The sequence below is a fragment of the Leptolyngbya sp. GGD genome, from assembly GCF_026735145.1.
GTDB classification, from domain to species: domain Bacteria; phylum Cyanobacteriota; class Cyanobacteriia; order Leptolyngbyales; family Leptolyngbyaceae; genus Leptolyngbya; species Leptolyngbya boryana.
The window spans coordinates 1-21,737 of the sequence record NZ_JAPQKE010000014.1 but is presented as its reverse complement, the minus strand read 5'-3'; the positions used below and the strand labels follow the sequence as shown (position 1 = coordinate 21,737).

The 21,737-nt window shown below is 46.2% G+C and carries 23 protein-coding genes; 15 read left to right on the top strand and 8 right to left on the bottom strand.

The genetic code is table 11. The features are described from left to right. Positions 1-125: 125 nt before the first annotated feature. Together OU814_RS30435 and OU814_RS30430 are read right to left on the bottom strand one after the other, a co-directional pair. Positions 126-404: a hypothetical protein gene (locus tag OU814_RS30435; RefSeq protein ID WP_086371001.1), complete on the bottom strand. Its 279-nt coding sequence runs from the start codon at positions 402-404 to the stop codon at positions 126-128. A gap of 597 nt (positions 405-1,001) precedes the next feature. Beyond that, positions 1,002-1,544, bottom strand: a complete 543-nt coding sequence (locus tag OU814_RS30430) for a DciA family protein (protein ID WP_268243192.1) — start codon at positions 1,542-1,544, stop codon at positions 1,002-1,004. Between the two features lie 149 nt (positions 1,545-1,693). Between OU814_RS30430 and OU814_RS30425 the strand changes: the two genes are divergently transcribed. The 5 genes from OU814_RS30425 (at position 1,694) to OU814_RS30405 (ending at position 7,842) form a co-directional block, all read left to right on the top strand. Further along, on the top strand, positions 1,694-2,821 hold the full coding sequence (locus OU814_RS30425; protein WP_268243191.1) for a hypothetical protein: 1,128 nt from the start codon (positions 1,694-1,696) through the stop codon (positions 2,819-2,821). Positions 2,822-2,908: 87 nt separating this feature from the next. After that, positions 2,909-3,640, top strand: coding sequence for a PspA/IM30 family protein (locus OU814_RS30420; RefSeq protein ID WP_017289177.1), 732 nt, complete (start codon positions 2,909-2,911; stop codon positions 3,638-3,640). 70 nt (positions 3,641-3,710) lie between these two features. After that, entirely contained in the window at positions 3,711-4,028 is a 318-nt protein-coding gene (locus OU814_RS30415; RefSeq protein WP_017289176.1) for a hypothetical protein, read from the top strand. After that, a complete protein-coding gene (locus OU814_RS30410) occupies positions 4,028-6,079 on the top strand; it encodes a dynamin family protein (RefSeq protein ID WP_268243190.1) in 2,052 nt (683 codons plus the stop codon). The genes OU814_RS30415 and OU814_RS30410 overlap by 1 nt, the downstream gene beginning before the upstream one ends. 167 nt (positions 6,080-6,246) lie before the next feature. After that, on the top strand, positions 6,247-7,842 hold the full coding sequence (locus OU814_RS30405; RefSeq protein ID WP_268243189.1) for a dynamin family protein: 1,596 nt from the start codon (positions 6,247-6,249) through the stop codon (positions 7,840-7,842). Here OU814_RS30405 and OU814_RS30400 read toward each other — a convergent pair. Together OU814_RS30400 and OU814_RS30395 are read right to left on the bottom strand one after the other, a co-directional pair. Then, the gene (locus OU814_RS30400) at positions 7,802-8,428 is read right to left on the bottom strand and encodes a LabA-like NYN domain-containing protein (protein ID WP_268243188.1); all 627 of its coding nucleotides are present in this window, start codon (positions 8,426-8,428) and stop codon (positions 7,802-7,804) included. The genes OU814_RS30405 and OU814_RS30400 overlap by 41 nt on opposite strands. Positions 8,429-8,685: 257 nt before the next feature. Continuing rightward, positions 8,686-8,850 (bottom strand): hypothetical protein, encoded by a 165-nt coding sequence (locus OU814_RS30395; RefSeq protein WP_017289172.1) that lies wholly within the window; start codon positions 8,848-8,850, stop codon positions 8,686-8,688. Between the two features lie 380 nt (positions 8,851-9,230). On the opposite strand from OU814_RS30395, the gene OU814_RS30390 reads away from it, so the two are divergent. The 3 genes from OU814_RS30390 (at position 9,231) to OU814_RS30380 (ending at position 11,229) form a co-directional block, all read left to right on the top strand. After that, positions 9,231-9,851: a LabA-like NYN domain-containing protein gene (locus OU814_RS30390; protein WP_017289171.1), complete on the top strand. Its 621-nt coding sequence runs from the start codon at positions 9,231-9,233 to the stop codon at positions 9,849-9,851. Between the two features lie 216 nt (positions 9,852-10,067). After that, on the top strand, positions 10,068-10,958 hold the full coding sequence (locus OU814_RS30385; protein ID WP_268243187.1) for an SGNH/GDSL hydrolase family protein: 891 nt from the start codon (positions 10,068-10,070) through the stop codon (positions 10,956-10,958). A gap of 64 nt (positions 10,959-11,022) precedes the next feature. Further along, entirely contained in the window at positions 11,023-11,229 is a 207-nt protein-coding gene (locus tag OU814_RS30380; protein WP_017289169.1) for a hypothetical protein, read from the top strand. Here the strand turns inward: OU814_RS30380 and OU814_RS30375 are convergent. Next, on the bottom strand, positions 11,226-12,110 hold the full coding sequence (locus tag OU814_RS30375) for an ion channel (protein ID WP_017289168.1): 885 nt from the start codon (positions 12,108-12,110) through the stop codon (positions 11,226-11,228). The two genes, OU814_RS30380 and OU814_RS30375, sit on opposite strands and share 4 nt — an antisense overlap. A 21-nt stretch (positions 12,111-12,131) precedes the next feature. Beyond that, positions 12,132-13,499 carry a glycoside hydrolase family 76 protein gene (locus OU814_RS30370; RefSeq protein ID WP_268243186.1) on the bottom strand — a complete coding sequence of 456 codons (1,368 nt, stop codon included), beginning with the start codon at positions 13,497-13,499 and terminating at the stop codon, positions 12,132-12,134. 163 nt (positions 13,500-13,662) lie between these two features. Here OU814_RS30370 and OU814_RS30365 point away from each other — a divergent pair, with 163 nt between their 5' ends. From OU814_RS30365 to OU814_RS30345, 5 genes are all read left to right on the top strand, one after another. Continuing rightward, entirely contained in the window at positions 13,663-14,616 is a 954-nt protein-coding gene (locus OU814_RS30365; RefSeq protein WP_268243185.1) for an alpha/beta hydrolase, read from the top strand. Positions 14,617-14,620: 4 nt separating this feature from the next. Then, positions 14,621-16,345 carry a phosphatidylglycerol lysyltransferase domain-containing protein gene (locus OU814_RS30360; protein ID WP_017289165.1) on the top strand — a complete coding sequence of 575 codons (1,725 nt, stop codon included), beginning with the start codon at positions 14,621-14,623 and terminating at the stop codon, positions 16,343-16,345. 95 nt (positions 16,346-16,440) lie between these two features. Continuing rightward, on the top strand, positions 16,441-16,632 hold the full coding sequence (locus OU814_RS30355) for a hypothetical protein (RefSeq protein ID WP_268243184.1): 192 nt from the start codon (positions 16,441-16,443) through the stop codon (positions 16,630-16,632). Further along, positions 16,629-16,865, top strand: a complete 237-nt coding sequence (locus tag OU814_RS30350) for a hypothetical protein (protein WP_197693250.1) — start codon at positions 16,629-16,631, stop codon at positions 16,863-16,865. Before OU814_RS30355 ends, OU814_RS30350 begins: the two co-directional genes overlap by 4 nt. Positions 16,866-16,953: 88 nt before the next feature. Further along, on the top strand, positions 16,954-18,249 hold the full coding sequence (locus tag OU814_RS30345) for a TldD/PmbA family protein (RefSeq protein ID WP_268243183.1): 1,296 nt from the start codon (positions 16,954-16,956) through the stop codon (positions 18,247-18,249). On the opposite strand, the gene OU814_RS30340 is transcribed toward OU814_RS30345, so the two are convergent. Both OU814_RS30340 and OU814_RS30335 read right to left on the bottom strand, forming a co-directional pair. After that, complete coding sequence (locus OU814_RS30340) at positions 18,246-18,659, bottom strand: hypothetical protein (protein WP_017289161.1); 414 nt, start codon at positions 18,657-18,659, stop codon at positions 18,246-18,248. The two genes, OU814_RS30345 and OU814_RS30340, sit on opposite strands and share 4 nt — an antisense overlap. Before the next feature lie 24 nt (positions 18,660-18,683). Further along, positions 18,684-19,919, bottom strand: coding sequence for an NAD(P)/FAD-dependent oxidoreductase (locus OU814_RS30335; protein WP_268243182.1), 1,236 nt, complete (start codon positions 19,917-19,919; stop codon positions 18,684-18,686). A gap of 78 nt (positions 19,920-19,997) precedes the next feature. On the opposite strand from OU814_RS30335, the gene OU814_RS30330 reads away from it, so the two are divergent. Together OU814_RS30330 and OU814_RS30325 are read left to right on the top strand one after the other, a co-directional pair. Continuing rightward, positions 19,998-20,471: a DUF4112 domain-containing protein gene (locus OU814_RS30330; protein WP_017289159.1), complete on the top strand. Its 474-nt coding sequence runs from the start codon at positions 19,998-20,000 to the stop codon at positions 20,469-20,471. A 38-nt stretch (positions 20,472-20,509) separates the two neighbouring features. Further along, on the top strand, positions 20,510-21,574 hold the full coding sequence (locus tag OU814_RS30325) for a hypothetical protein (RefSeq protein ID WP_268243181.1): 1,065 nt from the start codon (positions 20,510-20,512) through the stop codon (positions 21,572-21,574). Positions 21,575-21,737: the final 163 nt, after the last annotated feature.

The window sequence follows — 21,737 nt, the reverse complement described above, 5'->3', positions numbered from 1 at the left end:
CTGGCTAGAACGGTTTAGGACGACTCTAGTTTAAGCAAACCGCCGAGATGAAACCCATTTCGGCGGTTTTTACGTGAAAAAATCGCACCCTCCGTCCAGGATGCGATTCGTTGTGATAGGGCTTTCTAAATCTTCACTTCAGCCTCAGAAGTCGTCGGTTCTACCGTATGAGTGAATGTGATGCCTTCAGGATGGGTAGAAAGGGCAAATGAGGACTCGCGATGCCATAGAGGAATCCCTGAAAATTCCCATTCGGGTTCAAAGATTGGAGTCGCCAGCGGACAGGCTTTCCATCCGCTTCGCACTGCAACATTAAGCTGGTCACAGTGCCCGCCACGCCGTCCTTCGGGTGAGTAAAATCGGCAGTGGCGACAAGTTGAGGTGAAGGCATCGTTACTTTTCATTGTTTCGGACGAGTGATTACTATTGTGAAAGAACGCCTTAGATTTCTTAACAAAATCTTCAGTTTTATTCTTGATGGAAACGAGTAAGCAACATTAAGTGAAATAAGTTAACTAATCTCAATTAATTTAATTTGGTGAGACTAGCCGCGATCGAGTATGCGATCGCTAAGAAGACGCACTTTCTGGTTCTTATTGTGAATTAAATTCAGAGTGCAGTTAATCTAGAAAAATCCCTAAAATCGTTGATACAACTTAGTTTCAGAGATTAGTTTTGAGAAACGCCTTTCATATTGTCTTTATATTTTGGGGATCGCTCGGCAGTTATCAGAAAAAAATTCTTAAATCTCAAAGAAACCCATTTTGTTTCACGAAAAACGCTTTGGGGATCATAGAGAATGCAGAAAAAACCCTTTTATACAGATTTAGATGTCTCAAGAATTATGAGAATCTAAAGACAATTTTTTGATTCAAATCTATTTTAATTTCTCAAAAAACAGATGATCTAAGTGTCACCCTCGAGGTCAATTTAAACTTCTAAAAAGAGGAGGAATTTCACTTCAGTATTTGGACGGTATACAAAATAAAAAAAGTATGAGGCTAGGCATTCCTCGCGGCGCAGAGGCTACAGACCGTCCAACGCTCAAGTTCACCGGGCGGAGTTGGACTCTTGCAGTTCGGGCAAAGAGGTAAGTGTTGCGATCGATGCTGAATCAAAGCCGACCAACGTTCAAATGCGGTACGGCTGTCATTAAATAGCGGCAACTGAGTTGTGACTTGAGACGCTGCGGGCAGTTGACTGGGATGATTTTGCCAGAGGTCGCCTTCGATGACAGGTTGACTTTGGGGAGTTCTCCATTGCACCGTCGAGAAACGAATATCGCTCAAATCAATGGCGAAGCGATCGCGAATTTGCTTCAAGATGCTAGGTCGTTTGAAAACTAGAGTTTGTGTCCAGACGGGGCTGGAAGTCGCGACTTCTAGGATGTTGCGCTGAATCGCAATGGGTTGAGCTTGGGCTGCGAGATCTGCACCAATCAAATCTGTCCAGTGTTCGAGAATTCGCCGAAGCTGCTGGCGTTCTGGCGAATGATAGTGTGGCTCGATCGCACCCAAAATCGATTGAAGTTCTTGAAACGACATACTACTGACCGCAGGCTTTAGATCTATTGTGACTTGCAAAGCAAGATTTTTGCGTCGAATTGAAAACTCTGAACTACACTGAAATCTCAGATTTTCAGTTCCTGGTGTTCACGATATTTCACGGCTTTCAATCGAGGAGTCTATCCCTTATGCGTCCTGATCGAGCAACCTCAAAGAGTGCCCCCAGTGCGAAGTTACAAGAGGCTTTAGGCTGTTTGGATCTACGTCTCGAAGATGAATTGACCCGCTATCGACGACAACGGGCTGGTTTAAGCGTTTCCCCGATCGTGCTCCGTCCAAAGCAGCCCGCGAAAAAACCACTGGATTTAATGTCATTCGGCAGTACTCCCCCAACAGAAACACCAACGCTGACCGAGCCACCGAAAGCAATCTCATTTGATTTAGGAGTTGCAGCGATGCATGAGCTTGCAACTGAAGAAGGGGATGCAAGCGAGAGTGCCGACAGTGCAATGATTCCCTATGCCGCAGAAACCGCAGGCGAATCGCTCTATGACATAGCCGCAGAAGCGTCAACTCCGCCCGACGACTACTTAGAGTCCTCTGAGCATTTGCTCAAAAGCTTGAAGCGAGAAGAAGCGAAAGTCGAAGTTGAACGAGGCTTTCTACAGAGCTTATCAACGCCTTTCGGCATTGGCTCAATGCTGACGCTGTTAGTATCAAGCGCGATGTTAGGTTACGTGATTATGAATCCTGCGATCGTCAGTGGACTCTGGCAAAATCTGAGCACTCAGGAAGTTGCTGAAACGACCAGTGAATCGAATTCGAGCGAGTCTCCAACCGGATTAACCGAGAATTCACCCAGACTCGATCGTGATGAATTCTCGGAATTAGGACTCGACAGTCTGTCTACCTTGCGAACTAAACCGACACCAATTCCCACAGTCGCTGCTTCTCCTACTCCGACTCCAACTCCCGGCGCACCAGCTGCCTTAGTTGCCCCAACGCCAAGCACATCACCATCACCCACTGCTGCTGCTCAATCTGCAGTCTCAGCAGGCTCCTCAGTGCTATTGCCATCTGTCAGCGTCAGCAAATCGCCCGCAACGACTGCTCCTGAAAATAACGCCTATCAATATAAAGTTGAGGCTCCATTCACAGGTGATCAATCTTTAGCCGCAGCTCGTCAAGTTGTCCCGGATGCGTTTGTCCGTCCTGATGGCAAGATTCAGCTTGCAGCATTCGGCGACCAGGCTGAAGCACAACGTAAAGCTCAAGAACTGAAAAATCTTGGTCTTGCAGCAGAAGTCAAACCCTAAGAAGAGCCACGGCTCGGTAACGTGCGGTAGGATTGAGTGAAGTGAAAAGAGGGGTTTACCCCTTCATCATTCTGCGGAGATGCTGCTATGGGATTGTTTGACCGAATTTGGCGCGTGATTCGTGCAAATTTAAATGACCTGGTTGGCAAAATGGAAGATCCAGAGAAAATTCTGGAGCAAACCGTTTTGGACATGCAGAATGACCTGATTCAGCTTCGCCAAGCTGTCGCACAAGCGATCGCGACTCAAAAACGCACCGAACGCCAAGCGTCTCAAGCTCGCACGAATTCAGAGGAATGGTATCGTCGCGCCCAGTTAGCGCTGCAAAAAGGCGATGAGAATTTGGCACGAGAAGCATTAGCACGACGAAAAAGTTACGTAGAAACGGCAAGTGCAATGGAAGCGCAGTTAAGCCAGCAAGGCGCGATCGTCACTCAGCTGAAGCAGAACATGATGAAGCTTGAGAGCAAGATTTCAGAAGCGAAGACGAAGAAAGATATGTACATTGCGCGCGCGCGATCGGCAAAAGCGTCTGAGCAATTAAATGAAATGCTGAATCGGGTCGGCACGGGTAGCGCTATGAATGCATTTGAGCGGATGGAAGATAAAGTCTTACAGCTCGAAGCGCGATCGGAAGCAATGGCAGAATTAAGTGGAGATAGCTTGGAGAAGCGGTTTGAGGCATTAGGTCAAGGTGACGAAATCGATGCTGAACTCGCCGCAATGAAAGGTCAGATCAATCAGGGGGCATTGCCGCAGAGCCAGCCGGTTGATCCGGAGTTAGAGAAATTGCGCTCAGAGATTCGGCGGTCAATGTAAGAATTTAGGTCGATTTAGAGATCTGCGATCGTGGGAATGCTAAAGAGGCATACGTTAATCGATCCTGATCATGAGTTCTGCCAATTCGAGAGAAGAAGAGTTGCGTCGGCGTGAAAAAGAGCTTGAAGAACGCGAACTAGCGATGCGGCTGCGTGAGCTTGAAGCAGAAGTGAATCAGCCCCCATTTCATAAAACCGTTAAACATCAGCCCCCAGAAACGCGATTTCAGCGCTGGAAACGCAATGCGATTAAGATTGCCAGTTTTGTTGGCATCGTCATCGGTGTAATTGCGGCGATTCGGATTGCAAGTGCTTTGGCAACTATCTTCATTGTGGTTGCGATCGCGTTTGCGCTCTACAAAGTTTTTATTGAAGGGCAAAAGTTCTAATGCGAATTGAAACAACGAATTTTCTCGACGATCTCGATCGAGTGGCGCAGAATCGCGTTGCGATGGCAAATGAGATGAGCGCGATCTCGACCACTTTGCGCCAGGTTGAGACTGAAAGTGCAGGAGCATCTGGTCAGCTAGGACTAGAACGCGAGATCGAAGATTTGACAAATGCAGGGGAGATCCTGAAAGCAGGTGTATTTCGCCTGTTAGTCCTTGGGGATATGAAACGTGGGAAAAGTACGTTTCTCAATGCGTTACTGGGTGAGAACTTATTGCCTAGTGATGTGAATCCTTGCACAGCTTTGCTAACCGTGCTGAAATACGGGACTGAAAAGCGCGTGACGATTCATTTTAATGATGGTAAGTCGCCGTTGCAAACCGATTTCAGAACGTTTAAGGAGCAATATACGATCGCTCCCGAAGAAGCAAAAACATTAGAACAAAACAATCAGCAAGCTTTTCCAGATATTAGTCACGCAGTCGTTGAGTATCCGTTAGCGTTACTTGAGAAAGGCGTTGAAATTGTTGATAGTCCCGGATTGAATGATACTGAAGCGCGCAATGAACTCTCGCTCGGTTACATTCACAACTGCCATGCGATTTTGTTTGTGATGCGATCAACACAGCCTTGCACCCTTGGAGAACGCCGATATTTAGAGAACTACATTAAAGATCGCGGCTTATCTGTCTTCTTCTTGATCAATGCTTGGGATCAGGTGAAAGAGAGTTTGATTGATCCAGATGATGCTGAAGAGTTGGCGCAGGCTGAATCGAAATTGAGACGAGTTTTTCGATCGAACTTAGCCGAGTATTGCAACATTGATGGTTACGATCTCTATGATGAGCGGCTGTTTGAAATCTCTGCAATTCAAGCATTGAGACGACGCATCAAAAATCCGGATGCCAATCTAGATGGCACTGGATTCCCTGAATTTCTCGCAGCGTTGAATACGTTCTTGACGCAGGAACGGGCTGTTTCTGAGATGAGAAAAGCAAGAACTTTGGCGCGGCAAGCTCAGCATCGAGTGCAAGAATCGATCGACTTGCGGATTCCGTTATTAGACCAAGATCTTCAAGAATTGAAGCAACGCATTGATTCGGTAGAACCGGAGTTTCAGAAGCTTTCAGAGATTCGCGATCGCTTTCGAGATGAGATTCGCCAGTTAGAAGATAAAAAGGCACGAGCGATCGCGGATTCGTTTCGGACGTATCTCATGGGCATGGAAGCGACCTTTGAACAGGATTTTCTCAAATATCAGCCGAATGAGCTGCAGTTTTTTGATTTCTTTAGTGAGTCGAAGCGAGAGCGCTTTAATGCCAAGTCTCAGCAAGGTTTTCAGCAGTATCTGAATGATAAGTGTGCAGCTTGGGCATTAACAGCAGATCAAGAACTGAAAGCTGCATTCTCTGAATTGTCTCAGCGCGCTGAACAACACGGAGCAAGCTATAGCGAAGTGACAGCACAAATTAGTGAAAAGATGACTGGGATTCAAGCTCGATTGCACTCTAGTGAGAAAGAAGAGAGCGCACCCAGTTGGGCAAAATGGGCGATGGGATTGTTCTCGTTGTCGCGCGGAAATTTGGCAGGAGCCGCACTAGCGATTAGTGGATTTGATTTTGGAACCGTGACGCTGAATTTAGTGGCGACGGTTGGCGTTGCGTTTTTGTTTGGCTCGATTTTAGGCCCATTTGGAGTCTTGCTTGCGGGTCTTGCGATCGGAGCATTTCAGGCAGATGATGCGCGCCAACGGTTTGCGAAAGCAGTGAAAAAAGAATTAGTGCATCATTTACCGAGCGTTGCTCAGGAGCAATGGCAGCCGATTTATCATTCGGTGCAGGAATGTTTCGAGGCGTATGAGGACGGAATTATTCAGCGGATTGACGATGATATTCAATCGAGAAAATCCGAACTGGATAATTTGGTTCAACAGAAAGAATCGCGGCAGATTGATCGAGATGTGGAAGTCGATCGATTAATGAAAGTGCGATCGCAGATTGACCAACACTGCGATCGTGTGGAATCAATTTATCGATCGTTGTTGGGATAGAGAAAGTTTCGACTTCGCTCAGTGCTCTAGTTTGAGAATCTTCAGGGATTGAGCGTGGTCGAAATCGAACACAGAATATAGAATCGCTTTTCTCCGCAGAATCAACTCTGCCCCTAACTTTAGGGGAATCAACTCTAAAACTCAGAGAAATCGATTGAGTGATAGATATGTCAATAGAATCACAAATTGAAATTATCAAATCCGCGATCGGCACACTCGAACTTCCCCCTAACCATTCCATTCGACAAGACCTAGAACTCATCTGTCAACGCGACTCCGACAGTCTCCGAATTGCCGTCTTCGCCCCCTTCAATTACGGCAAATCTACTTTATTGAACGCAATCTTGGGTGAACGCGCTTTACCAATTGACCTGATTCCAACCACAGGCGCAGCAATTCGAGTCCAATACGGTGAGACGCTACAAACCACGATTCAATTTAACGACGATCGCACGATTACCGAAACCGGAACTGACCTTCTCAAGCAGTTTGCCATTTTAGATAACGATCGGCGGATGCGTGAAGATGTCAAATCTGTTGAAGTATTCTGTCCCCACCCTTTTCTCAAAACTGGGATTGAATTCATTGATCTACCTGGAACCGACGATCGCGAAGCTCAAGATGCTTTAGTTAAAAATCAACTTCTGAGCGCAGATGTGATCATTCAAGTGCTCGATGGTCGGAAACTAATGACCTTGGGAGAGCGAGAACAGCTTCGAGATTGGTTACTCGATCGCGGCATTACAACCGTCATTTTCGTCGTCAATTTCCTAAATCTGCTTGACCCGGATGATCAAAAGCAAGTTTATACACGCCTCAGATTTGTCGCAGAAAGTTTTCGATCGCACTTACCGCCCGGAGTAAGTAATCTCTATCGAGTCGATGCACTCCCAGCGCTACGCGCTCGGTTGAAAGGTGAAAGTGCTGCCGCACAAGCATCAGGATTGCCGATTTTTGAATCTGCATTACAAACGATCGCCGCTCATTTCCAAAATTCACGCACCACTCAGACGGCACGAATTCAAGCGATCGCGGTTCAAATCAAACAACAACTCCAGCAGAAAATTAGCGATCTAGAATCGGAAATTCGTACTGAAACAGAAACGCTCAATCAACGATTTCAAATTCAGCAAAAAGCACAAGGATTGATTCAAAAAGGCTTTGAATCGAGCTTACAAGAATTCCGCGATTGGTTAACTCTCGATCGACTGCTCTCGCGATACCAGCTCGAAGCAAGCCTCGCCTTGCAGACTCAAACTTTTAGAAGCTGGGAAACTGGAGCCTTTAAGCGAAGCGCGATCGACTACCAGCAAGAACTCGTGAAATGGGTACATCAAGCTTGCGAATTCTTTGAACAACCTCGCCCAAAACAACTTGTCCTCACATTTCCACCGATCAAGCAAGAACTCGCTGAGATCCAGGAATCGGGTGACGACTCTTCCACTCTCGATTTGCTATTTGGTCGGAAGATCGCCTCTGTAATGCGAGAAAGTGCCTCATTTTTATTCGATGATCAACCGATGAAAAGACCTAATCCGCAGCACTTATTAGAAGCCTATCAAGAACTCATCCAAACCTATTTCACGCATTTTAGTCAGTTAAATTTAGCCGCGATCGACCAATACGAACAATCCGCAACCCCTATCTTGCAGTTTGAACTCAAACCCATTGCATCTGAAATCCCAAAACATTATCAGTTGCAACTGTTGCGATCGCAATTCGCTAAGATCTTGGAGACTTCTGAATCGCATCACGAAGGCTAAGGATATCAATAAAGTTATCTGCAACCGCTACTAAGCGATCGTGCGTCATCGATCGCAAAGAAATCACTTCAACCTTTGTCCCTACATGCGAAACAGCATTCACCGCATAGGCTAAATCTCCATCACCACTGATCAAGATCTCCGTATCGCAATCCTGTGCAAAGCGCATCATATCGACCGCAATCTCAACATTCATACTACTGACGCGCTTCGACCCTGATGGATTCAGAACAACATCTTTCGTCACCACACGGTAGCCATTTCGCCGCATCCAAGTGAGAAATGCATGTTGGCGGAGATTGCTCGGATCAACCCCCGTATAGAAAAACGCATAGATTAAAGTACTTTGCTGCTGAAGATAGTTCAACAATTTTGCATAATCAATTTCAACTCCCATTTGTGATGCTGCATAGAATAAATTTGCACCATCAATAAACAGCATCAATCGACCTCGATGCAAATGGATTGGGGCATCTGTTTCGTCGAATTCTTCAGGAAAAAGTAGCGGTAACTGTTCAGAGGGATTTTCCGGGGCTTGGGGAAGGGATGATTCCACACCGTCCGGTTCTCGTACTAACTGGATCATGAATCGCGTTCAGCAGATAATTTCCCCTAAGGCAAAATAAGACATTATTTTGCATCAGGTGAGCTGTTCATATCAAAGGACTTGCCCAGGCAGATGCCGGCGGCACTTAGAGTTCAGAAAGCTTGGGTTTTGCTAGGAGACCGATTTGGAACCCTAATAGTATTCGTATTCAGAGCATCATGTTTCGTCGCAAATTCCGCCGCAGTTTGTTAGAAAGTTTAAGAAAACTGCTTTACATTCTGCAATAAATTAATTTTTTAGGGTCGAAGTTTAATTGTGCTGCGATCGCGCTTTCGCTGATAGTCACGCACTTGCTGCTTTGCTCCACCGCGATCGTACCGTTCTGCATCGCGAATAATACCGTCGCCTGATTCGCCTGAAACCGTCTTGTTATTTCTGCCAAAGGGGCATCCATGTTCCATCTGATCTACCTCCGAGCAACTAGGTTTGGAGGCTCTCTTATAGAATTGAAGCCTTTTTTATCCATGACATTTGAATCTTAAAACATTATAAAGAATTTTGCAAAACTCGCTTACTCTTCACATTTGGTTTATTTCTGAACTAAGAAGAATAAATGTAACGAATCGTGTTTCGTGCCTTCATAATCTCCTGCAATCTTGGAAAGCACGGTAAAACCTAAAGATAGTCTTGAATTTTCCAGCAGGTGACGCAGCGTAGGGTATTGCTCCTGATTCGCACACTGGCTAGGTCGAAGCCAAAATACCCCACGCTCCTCACCGAAACTGATTGTGATATGGAAGCTGGAATTCGAGCTTAGTTTATACAATTCACCATAATTTTTATGCAACTTGTGCCACGTGCAAACCGTCGGGCATCTTCACCCAAACCGGAAGATGGTTACGACTCAGGCGATTTATTCTCGCCGTCTGGTTCAAAGGATTCGCTCAGCAGCGATCGGGTTGGAATTTTTATTGATGGCTCGAATCTTTTTTATGCTGCAATGCAGCTTGGATTAGAGATCGATTACTCGAAGTTATTGAAATATCTAGCAGGCGGGAGAAGGCTGTTACGCGCTTATTTTTACACGGGAGTCGATCCGGGGAATGAGAAGCAGCAAGGCTTTCTGTTGTGGATGCGTCGCCACGGGTATCGAGTGGTGACAAAAGACTTGATTCAACACCCAGATGGATCGAAACATGCCAATTTAGATGTTGAAATCGCAGTCGATATGCTGGAGTTGGCGCAGTACTGCAACACAATGGTTTTGCTCAGTGGAGATGGAGATCTAACCTACGTTGTGAATAGTGTTTCGTATCGGGGTGTGCAGGTTGAAGTTGTGAGTTTGCAGTCGATGACGAGCGATAGTTTGGTCAATATTGCCGATCGCTATGTCGATCTTGCTAAGATTAAGCCTTTGATTCAGCGCGATGAGGTGAGCGATCGAGTTCAGGTTGCGACTTAATTCACACGGCACAATATACAAAAGACATACAAAAGGGGTGTAGCAATGTAGCACCCCCGATTACTGACCCATATTGTTCTTCTACACTGTATGTAAGAGTACGGTGGTATTACATTAGTCCAAAGAGAGATTAATTTGCAGCGATTTCTCTCTATCGTTAAAGTGGATTTTTGATTCATTTGCTAGGTTTATCACTAGTGCTTGGAAATCCTGGAAATGAGACGAACTATTTTGAACTCGAAGAAAGCAATGTGGCTGATCCTTGCTTTTTTCTTATCCGCGATCGCGGTTACGCTTCCAGTAATGCTGCCTCAATTCCAACGCGCCGTTCAGCCCATTGATCGACTTTATGTATTTGGCGATAGTCTTTCAGATGTCGGGAATGTGTTTCGGGCAACGAACGGTGCAGTGCCAGCCCCACCGTACTATCAGGGTCGGCATTCTAACGGAAAGGTTTGGGTTGAAGAGCTAGCCGACAAGTTAAATTTAAGTGCCGATCGTGTTGGCAATTTTGCTTGGGGCGGAGCAACCACCGGAGAAGTGGGGATGAATCAGGTTCCAGGCATACTCGCTCAAGTTCAAGCTTTTCTCAAAAACCAGCCCAGACTTAACCCGCAAGCTTTGTTTGTCGTTTGGGCAGGTTCAAATGATTATCTCTTTAGTACAGAAACGCCGACTGTTTCGATTGATAATCTCAACGAATCGCTGCAATTACTTTTAAACCAAGGTGCAAAACGATTATTGGTTGCGAATTTACCAGATCTAGGAAAGCTGCCTGCAACACGCCAGCAAGAGAACGCTCAGAAGTTGACCAACTTTGCGATCGCATATAATCAAGCACTCAAAGTAACGCTTGAAAAGCTCGAACAACCAGGTTTAGCCATCTCCGAACTCGATGTATTTCATATCTATCAAACTGCATTGAACGATCCAAACCAGTATGGCTTTACGAATGTGACGAATGCCTGTTTAGAGACTGCGACAACCTGCGATCGCTTTCTATTTTGGGACGGAATCCATCCGACTGCTACCGCACATAAAGTACTTGGAGCTTTAGCATTTGAGCAAGTGCAACGTGAAATTGTCGATCAAAGCGCCCGAACTTGATGTAGTACCCGAACTTGATTTTCTACAGAGATGCATCATAATCGAAGTAGAGTCACTTAAATCTATGTCTCCCGCTTCAGTTCCAGCCTGTACTGGCTGTGTTAAGGTTCTCAATGATCAACAATCTGTGATTCAGCATCAAGAATCACCCGAGCATGGTTGTGCTTCCGTCGCTCCCAAGCAACAGAAACTTTGTACAACCATTGAAAACGGTCGTGTTGTGGTGCGCCCGATTGAGCCACCGCAGGACTCAATCCGACCCACAGATTAAAGCGGTTCGGAATCATGAAAGTGCGCGTAATCGATAACCCGATGTCCATCCGGTGTTTTATGGACAATATCAACAAACCGATGATTCCATAGAATCTCTTGGGGCACGTAGCTATGTCGATCGTGCAGCACTTGAGTCACTGTTTCATCAATGCCGCTTAAGTTAACTTGGATGACACAATTGCTTTCAATCATCTCTTCAGGCGTTATGCCATAAAGCGGGCTGAATTGATCAATAGGATGCAGCACAAGCCAAGTCAGCGCAAATCCGGGCGTTTGACTTCGTACTAACGCTAAGTCATGAATTCGCCGGATATGTTGTCCCTCTGCGGTCTCTTCATCTCGGAAAAGATAGGCCCGCATCTGGGCTTCTAAGATCAGATTGCGCCGTTTATTAGCAGCGCGAAAGCTTAAAGTTGGAACACCTTCATGCGGTGTAATCACCGCAATCTTGCTAAACACAACTCGTGCCGTAGAGCGAGAAAAGCGAGCAAAAGCAAGTCCAGCGAGAATGGCGATCGCAAGCAGACCGCTGATTGCTTCGATCGTGACTAACGTATTCGAGTAAAACGTTTGGGGATACATTGCTCCATACCCAATGGAAGCAAAGGTTTGCACACTGAAGAAGAAGTAATCCCAAAATGCTCCCGGTGTCGCATTGGCAACGCTATCTCCGCCGAGCATATAGAGTAGAGCGAATCCAACATTAATACCCAGATAGATCACGAAAATGAAGGCAGCAACTCCAGTCCAAGGTAGCGTTAAGACCAAATGATAAGGATCACGCCAATAGGAGAACCAGGTATTCATGCCCTCAATTTGAAACCGCCCATTTTCAACATGGATTTTGACTTGATGAGAGCGTCGAGTTCGAGATTTCATAGCTCGCTAGAACAGTATCAATCAAAGGATTATAAGCTGATCGAGGTTAAGCCAGTTTCGACTTCCTTTTGATTGATTAAAAATCAGAGAAACTGTATTGTTTCCTGTTTGCAGCGCGACATTAGGAAGCGTGACTGTACTCCAAACTGCCCAATCTCCAGTTCCCGGAAAGAGTTGAGTATTTACGATCGCTCTGCCATTGACAAAGATGAATCGCGCGGCATTTCCTGCTGCTGCGGCATAGCGAAAAATCAAATCGAATCGTCCAGCGCTCGGCAAGGTGAAATTGAAATCCACCCATTGTCCATCTCGATTCCAGCCTGCGACATAACCTCCTGCTTCATAGCCTGCATACACTGCTTCTAGCGCCAAATCGTGCAAGGTAGCCGTTTCGGCTTGCAAGACAATCGGGGTGCGACTTGCGACGATCGACGCATTCAAAGCATCCATGGCTGCACTTTGCCGAGCCGCATCGGCTTGATCAAATTTCTGTGCCCAACATAAGCCAAATTGATTCCTAGGATTGCGCGCTTCTGCCCAGATTGAATCGGCATTGCGCAGAATGAAATCGCGATAAGTCAGCTTGTGAATGGTTCGATACAGATCAGAAAGATTGCGAATGAAGATACCTTTGAATTGAGGTCCATCTAATCCACAATTGGGTTCACAAGGTTCTTTAAGTACGCCATTTGGTGCAAGGTTTTGAATCGCAGCATCCGCGATCACTTCCGCAGTTTTTAGTAATGCTCGATTGTTCGTACATTGATATAAATCAATCAACCCGCCTAAGATTACACCTTGGTTATAAGTCCAAGTCGGCTGACCATTGTTCTGACACTGAGCATTCAGCCCATCATTAATCAAGTGGCGAGCGTTGATCATGCCCGTTTTACTAAACCAAGTCCAAGTGCGCTGTGCCCAGTCGAGATATCTTTGGTCGCGCGTTCTCAGGAACAATCGAGCCGCGATCGATAGGAATAATTCGTTGGAAATCGCATTCTTATATTTATGTTCTTTATTCCACCAAATTCCGCCACCGCAGGTGTTATCCCATCCTTTCGTCATGTCTGTAAAGATCACGCGCGCTGCCTCTAGATAGCGGACTTCCCCAGTTAGGTCAAAAGCTTTTATCCAAGTCAGCGCCCACCAGCCCTGATCATCATAGAACTCATTTAAGAAACGATTGCGTTTGTTTTTTTCAAATGTATTAAAAATGTTTGTGCGGTAAGTTAGCGAATCTGTAAAGGTGCAGTAATCGATTGTTGTTTCTAAAACATTGGCAGCATTCCACCACCCTGTGGTCTTCCATAATCCGGTTGCAGGATTGTAGAACGTCTGTAACGTCGCCATTCCGGCATCTGCTCGTTCGCGATAAGTTGTAGCACACATGAGTTTCCCCCAATCTCCTACCGTGTGTTATAACGCAATCGCTCTGATTAAAATCAGGAGGAAGGAAGAGGATCATCTATATCCTGCCAAAGCAATTTCAAATACGCCTCATCCTGTTTCGTTCGCAGTACAGTGCTCAAAAAGTGAGTGTTTGCTTTTACCCATGCCGCTAACCTTCAAGCCCAAACGCAAAAAAAATCGAATCTCGGCTGTGATGATCAGCGCGATCGCGCTTTTGATCCTGGCGGCAGTCGGATATTGGTATGTATTTATCGCAGGTGCGCCCCAGTTAGATACGCCTCCACCTGAAGAAGTTGCCGGGATAAATTTTCAGGTCAAAAGTTTTTATAGTAACGCCATGGCAGAACAGCGACAGTACGGAGTTGTTTTACCTCCGGGTTATGAGAAGCACCCGAAACGACGGTATCCTGTGATTTTTCTGCTGCATGGCGGACATGGAGACGAACGAGATTACTACATCAAAGCCGGGATCACTGCAACACTCAAAAATTTGTACCAAAAGCAGAAGCTCCCTGCGGCTTTAATGATTATGCCGGATGGGAATGATCAGCGGGGAACAAGTCCATTTTGGGATTCGGATTATTTTGATGGCGCGAATGGGAAGGTGGCAACTTATATTGCCGAGGATTTAGTGAAAGAAGTGAAAGTGCAGTTTCGGACGATCGAGGATTCGCACTATTGGGCAATGGGTGGACTTTCTTCGGGAGCTTGGGGCGCGTTTAATATTGGGTTAAGACACTTAGACAAATTTACGATTTTCTTTAGCCATACCGGATACTTTATTGACAAAAGTGGTGCTGAAAATAGTCCTCAACTGTTCGTTACACAGATTTCTCAAGCTGAGCGTCGGAGAATTCGAGCTTATCTAGATGCAGGTGAAGGGGATGAGAAGTATCTAGATGCCACTCGCGATTTTCACAAAGTTCTCGATCGCTTAGGAATCTATAACGAGTTTCGTGTATTTCCTGGTGGACATGGAATTGTTGGACAAGATGTCGGTTGGAACTATTGGAGAAAGCATCTCACCGATTCACTCAGTTTTGTTGGACGACAGTTTCAGCACATCCATACGCAAAAAAAACATCAACACTTTTAATCTCATGCAGCAGACTTCTTCAGGCTATACAGCCTACTCCAGCAATGTCGATCGTAAGACGCGCATCGGCATTTGGTCAGCCGGGATTTTGACGGGTGTGATGGGATTGGTGAATTTATGGTCTGCGATCGTGCCGAGCTATCCAGAGCGAACCGCTTGGTTAAAGCATTTTCTTCCGTTTTCGGTGCGGGCTGGAGGACATTTGTTTGCGGCTTTGGCGGGGTTTGTTTTGTTGACCCTAGCTGCAAATCTGTTGCGACGCAAAAAAGTTGCGTGGTATCTCACGGTTGGTTTGCTGATTTTGTCGATTCTGAGCCATTTGATCAAGGGCTTTGATATTGAAGAAGGGATTCTGGCAACGGTTCTATTGATTCAGCTATTTGTATTACGCAAAGCTTATACTGCGAAGTCCGATCCTCCGTCGATCGCGCAAGGAATTCGCGCGCTCATTATTGCGATTTTATTTACTTTGGCTTATGGAACGATCGGGTTTTATATTCTCGATGGTTACTTCAATGTCAATGGACAGCCGATTAACTTCAGTTTTCGGGAATCGATTTTACAGACGCTAGCGATGTTCTTTACAGCAGATAATGCAGGATTGGAACCGAGGAGACGCTATGGCGATTTCTTTGCGAATTCGATCTATGCCGTGGGTCTCGTCACGATGACGTATGCGTTATTAATGTTGTTGCGTCCTGTGTTACTTCGAGGCGATCCCGCAACGTTGCACGATCGTAAAAAAGCGCGTCAAATCATTGATGAGTATGGTCAGACTTCACTCGCTCGGTTATCGTTGCTGCCTGATAAATCGTATTACTTCAGTCCGTCTGGTAAGAGTGTGATTGCTTACGTGGCAAAGGGGCGGGCTGCCATTACGTTAGGAGATCCGATTGGGCATCCTGAAGACTTGCAAGAAGCGATCGTGAGTTTCCGAGAATTTTGCAATCAGAATGATTGGTTTCCCACGTTTTACGAGGTGCTACCTGAGACGTTGCCCATTTATCAATCTTTAGGATATCGCTGGGTGCAGATTGGGGAAGAGGCAATTATTGATTTGCATACGTTTAATCTCAAAGGCAAAGCAAATCAGGACTTTAGAACAGCAATCAATAAACTCTCAAAATCGGGTTATCGCCTTCAGGTCTATCATCCGCCGATCGCGGATTCATTAATTACGCGATTAAAACCTGTGAGTGATGAATGGTTAAAATCCAAGCAAGGGTCAGAAAAGCAGTTCTCGATCGGCTGGTTTAATCCCGACTATTTGAAAGAGTGCCATATTGCGGTAGTTGAAGATGGGAATGGGGAAGCGATCGCGTTTTCTAACTTACTCTCTGGCTACAATCGCAAAGAAGTCACTGTGGATTTGATGCGCCATTTGAATCGAGCTGAGAAAGGCACGATGGATTTTCTATTTGCGGAGATGCTCAAGCATTTTCAGCAGGAAGGGTATGACAGTTTTAATTTTAGTTTGTCGCCTTTAGCGGGAGTGGGAGAGGCTTCGGATGCTCAGCGAGTGGAGAAGGGATTGCATTACTTTTTTGAGCATTTGAATCAGTTTTATAACTTTAAGGGACTGCATCAGTTTAAAGAGAAATTTCGTCCGCGTTGGGAGCCTCGGTATTTAGTATTTCCAAGTCGGAGAATGCTGCCCGATATTGCAGTGGGATTAGTACGGGCAGATTCGGGCGATCGATTGTTGGATTATTTGAAGCCAGGGAGTTAGGGTATAGCCCCGAATTCTATTCGGCTATTTCTATTTGCCCAAGTTTCTGCCGACACACCTCCTCAATCAATTGACCGAGAAAGCGATACCGTAAGATGACCAAGAATAAAGACTATCGCAAGCAACTCGAAGGGCAACGTCGAGCACTTGCAGAACATTTAGAGAAAATAGAGATTGAACAGAGAAATCCATTCGACGAGCAAGATCAAGGACTGATTATTCACTGGGAAAAGACCGTCGCAAATTGTCGTCAACAAATTGCCAAACTAGAGAGACTCAAGCCATGATGACTACTGCTTTAGAAAAATCCTTCATCAGCCTGAAACGCCATATCGGCGAGTATCTTCCTCAACTTGAAAGCGCGATCGTTGCCATCAAACAACTTGAATCCACCGACCCAAACTCGGAAGAATTCAGCCAAGCCCTCGCAAACCTGCATGTTGCCGCCACCATCTTAGAACCCTACTCAGAAGGCATCGTAGAAGCAATTAACCAATTCACCGATGATCGCCCCGACTGATCAAATTTCAACGCGATCGCCAACAGGAAATCAATTTAGCGTACAGTGATCAAGGGTTCAGATCCCCCTCCCTTGTCCCTAGATTTCTATGTCGATCGATTCCCTACCCGAACAACTCCTAGACTGCGCCAAACGCTCCGGAGCCGAGTGCGCCGAAGTCTTCCAATCCCAATCTCTCTCTCGTCCCGTCTTTTTTGAAGCCAATCGCCTCAAACAACTCGAAAGCACCCAAGCCGAAGGAACCGCCCTGCGACTCTGGAAAGACGGGCGACCCGGCTTAGCCGTCGCTTACGGAGCCGTTGAACCTCAAGCCCTCGTCGATCGCGCGATCGCCATCAGCCAACTCAACGACCCCGAAGAAGTCGAACTCGCCTCAGACTCACACTTGTCTTACCCGGATGTCGGTCAATCCGTTCCCATTGAACAATTAGTCGAATGGGGCAACCTCGCGATCGCACAAATTCGCGATCGCTATCCCGACGTACTCTGTTCCAGCGGCTGGGACTGTGAAGCAGAAACCACACGCCTGATCAACTCCAACGGCTTAGACTGCGGCTACACCGACACCACCCTCAGCGGCTTTCTAGAAGTGGAATGGATCAGAGGCGACGACTTTCTCAATGTCTCAGACGGACAAACCGAACGCAATCACCTCGATCCCATCGCGATCGCGCAACAAATTTTACAACGCTTAGAGTGGGCGAAAGAAAACACCACCCCTCCAACTGGGCGCGTTCCGATTCTCTTTACCTCAAAAGCGATCGACATGCTTTGGGGCACAGTCCAAGCCGCCTTGAATGGAAAACAAGTGATCGAAGGCGCATCCCCTTGGAGCGATCGCATCGGTAGCCTCGTCACGTCAGAACACATCACCCTCTCTCAACAGCCGAAAGCAGGCCCATTTAGCTGTCCATTTGACGACGAAGGAACCCCGACGCGCTCGATTACTTTTATCGATCGCGGCGAATTGCAACTGTTTTATACCGACCTCACAACCGGAAAAAGCTTAGGCAGTGGAACTACTGGAAATGGCTTTCGCTCAGGATTAGGGAGCTATCCAACTCCCGGCTTATTTAACTTGCTCGTAGAACCAGGAAAAAAATCTTTAGACGAACTGATTGCTTCAATCGATCACGGCTTGATTCTCGATCAAATGCTGGGTGGAGGAGCCGGAATTTCGGGTGAATTCTCGGTCAACGTAGACTTAGGATATCGGATTGAAAATGGACAAATTGTTGGACGCGTCAAAGACACAATGGTTGCCGGAAGCGTCTATACAGCACTCAAGAACCTGGTTGAACTCGGCAACGATGCAGAATGGAATGGCTCGTGTCATACTCCATCTGCGATCGTTGAAGGACTTTCCTGCACAGGGCGCGCTTAACGACAAGCGCTTCCCGTATACGGATCAACCGGGATCGGAGACGCAATCGGGCTACCATAAATGACGCTACCGCAATTCTGGCGATAGTAATTATTTGGATACACCGGATTCAGAATCACCGTCCGAACTCTCGGAGCCACAATCACCGTCCGAGTTGGGAACCCTGGCGAATAATATTCAGGTTGTCCATAGTTGTAGTAAGAATTGTCGATCGTACTCCGAATTACAATTCCACTCCCCCCATAAGGATAGTAGCTGCGACGGACTCCTCGGGGATGTTGCCTAACCGAGGAAGGTCTCCCAATGGTCACTCCAAAACCAGAAGAGCGAATTCCAAAATCAGCACGTGCTGGTTCCGATATTGCCAGCAAAATTGCACCAGCAACCAATCCAGAAATCAGTCTAAACATGACATCACCAACCAAATGTAGAGTTTATTGAGGTCGATGCACCGAAACTGAAACTTTTGCGCTCGCATTTCCCGCGATCCAACCCGTCGTCCAAGCGCTCTGAAAATTAAAGCCACCTGTTACCCCATCAATATCCAATACTTCACCCGCAAAATAAAGCCCTGGGCAGCAACGACTCTCCATTGTTTTAAAGTTAATCTCTTTCAAATTCACTCCCCCGCAGGTCACAAATTCGTCCTTAAAGACCCCTTTGCCCGAAATTTGATAGCTACCCTGCATCAGTTCTTGAATCAATTGATTCAAAGTCTTATTCGAGAGTTCTGCCCATCGTCGCTCTTTCTGAATACCCACTGCCTCAGTCAGCCTTTCCCACAATCGCCGTGGCAACATGACCGGACAATTTGCCGCGATCGTTTTCTGGGGAATCTGATTTTTAACGGCTGTCAACTCTTGGCGTAGCTGCTCTGGATTCTGCTTGGGTAACCAATTGATCGACAATCTTGCCTGATAGCGCGCATCATGCAGTTCCCGCGCTGCCCAAGCCGATAGTTTGAGCACAGCAGGCCCACTCACTCCCCAATGCGTGATCAGCAATGCTCCAGTCTGTTCAAACTTTGCTTCTCCAACCTGTAATCGCAACCGCACCGGGTCAACTGAAACACCCGCGAGATCCGTCAAGCGATCGTCTCGAATATTAAACGTGAACAGTGACGGAACTGGATCAATCACGGAATGTCCAAGCGATCGCGCAAACTGATATCCATTTGGATTACTTCCAGTGGCAATCAGCACCCGATCAGCCGTCAACACTTGCTCAGACCGTAGCGTAACGAGGAACTGATCTTCTACTTTAGCAACTGCCTTAACAGGAGACTGCGTATAGATTTTTACTCCCAAATCTGCGGCTTGATTCAACAAACAATCTGCGATCGTTCGAGCATCATCCGTAATCGGGAAAATCCGCCCATCTGCTTCTGTTTTGAGCTTCACATTGCGATCTGTAAACCATTCGATCGTATGTTTCGGCTGAAACTGCGAAAATGCACCTCGCAGCGCCTTCCCTCCTCTTGGATAATGCTGCACAAGTAATGCTGGCTCAAAGCAGGAATGCGTCACATTACAGCGACCACCTCCAGAGATGAGAACTTTTGACAAACAATTCTGCCCAGCTTCGAGCAAGGTCACCTCTACTCCTGCCTGTGCTGCACAAATCGCCCCAAAAAATCCTGCAGCCCCACCGCCAATTACAACGACTTTCACAACTTTTACCCAATTAGAATCTTGATCTTAGCGAGATCTTTCGCGATTAAGATTTTAGAGGTAATTTGTTTATAATTTATGCAAACTCAACATCGCGAAAGCACGATCGCACGATTACGATCGCTAACGCATCTCCTAGATAATGCCCTACCAATTCCTGGAACGAAGTATCGCGTCGGCATCGATCCTTTGATTGGATTACTTCCAGGCGGAGGAGATGTCGCAATGTCACTCGTCTCAGTTTATATCGTTGTAGAAGCGGCGCGTTTGGGCATTCCCCGTGCTTCTCTTGCACGAATGATGTGGAATTTGATTTTAGATGCTCTTTTAGGTATCATTCCGATGGCAGGCGATTTTGTTGATCTTGCTTGGAAAGCGAATTCTAAAAATTTGGCTTTGATTGAAGCCCATTTAGCTCAATCCAGACAGCAAGAAAAAGCAGACTATCTATTTGTTGCTCTATTAGTTGTCGTCTTTTTATCGATCGTGCTTGCACTCAGCGGTTTAACAATCTTTCTGATCGGATCAATTTGGAATGCTATCTTCCGATAAAGGTGCAATAATGATGCGGCTGTTTTTAGATTGTCCCAATGCCACGCTCACCCAGACCTCTCACGCTTGATGCATTAGAACCCACTGAATTCAAGTTTGATCTTCCCGATCCAACGAATGATCACATTGAAGAACTTGAATTTCAGCAAAAAATTGATCAAGCCTGGCTCGTTTGCGATCGCTTCGATTTGCAAACTGATATTTGGCGTGGACGAATTCTCAGAGCCGTTCGCGAACACTACGTACAGCGAAGCTCATCTGAACAACAAAAACCTGGACGCAGCTTTTTAAACTGGTTAAGCGATCGCGAAATTAGTAAAACTCAAGCCTACAGGCTCATCGAGCTTGCAGATAGTGCAGATACTCTCTTAGAAGGCGGACATATTGAACCTGAAGACATCAATCACTTCAGCAAACAAGCCTTTGTAGAAACAGCGCAAGCAGAACCAGAAGTTCAGCAGCTTGTAGGCGATGCCGTCAAACGGGGAGATCGCATTACTCGTCGAGAAGTCCGACAACTCTCAGATGACTGGACAGCGATGAGTTCAGACTTATTACCTGAAGAGATTCGCGAAAAAGTTGTCGATCAAACTATCCCGACTCGGTATGTTGCACCTTTAGTAAAACATTTAGAAAAGCTTCCCGAAGCCCATCAATCATCAATCCGCCAAGCGATCGCGGAACAGCCAGATCTCGACACCTTAAAGCAAGCCACTGGAGAAGCCAGATCTTTGTCTCGCTATCTTGAAGCAGCCCCACAAGTTCAAGCATTAAACGACGAATCGATCGACATTGAAAATGCTTTAGATGAAGCAATGCGACTCGGTTGTTTGAATTCTGCCGCAGAACTCGTAAATCAAGCTGCACAATTAGAAACTGCGATCGTCAAACTCTACACAACTTGGAAACGAGTTAATTCTCTATCTGGGAAGCTCTACGAAGATACAGGCGCTAGCACCCCCCATCTAAGAGCAATGTTGAAATCTTTAGAACGGCTCTCAAGTGATTCACTAGAGTTTTACTTCGGTGATCCAAGAGGCGATAATTTCTCCCATACGATTCGCGTGAAGCTAGAGGACGATCTCGAAACCAGTATCGACTAACAACTTCGCAACACACTAGCTATCCAAAAAATAATTTGAGTGCGACTTAACGATTTTTCGATCGCACTCAAATGAATGCATATTGAAGAAAAAAGAATTTTTTTGAAGACTTAAGTCAAAAAGCTCTCTAAACAAAACGTTAGAGAGCTTTCTTTCTAATGAC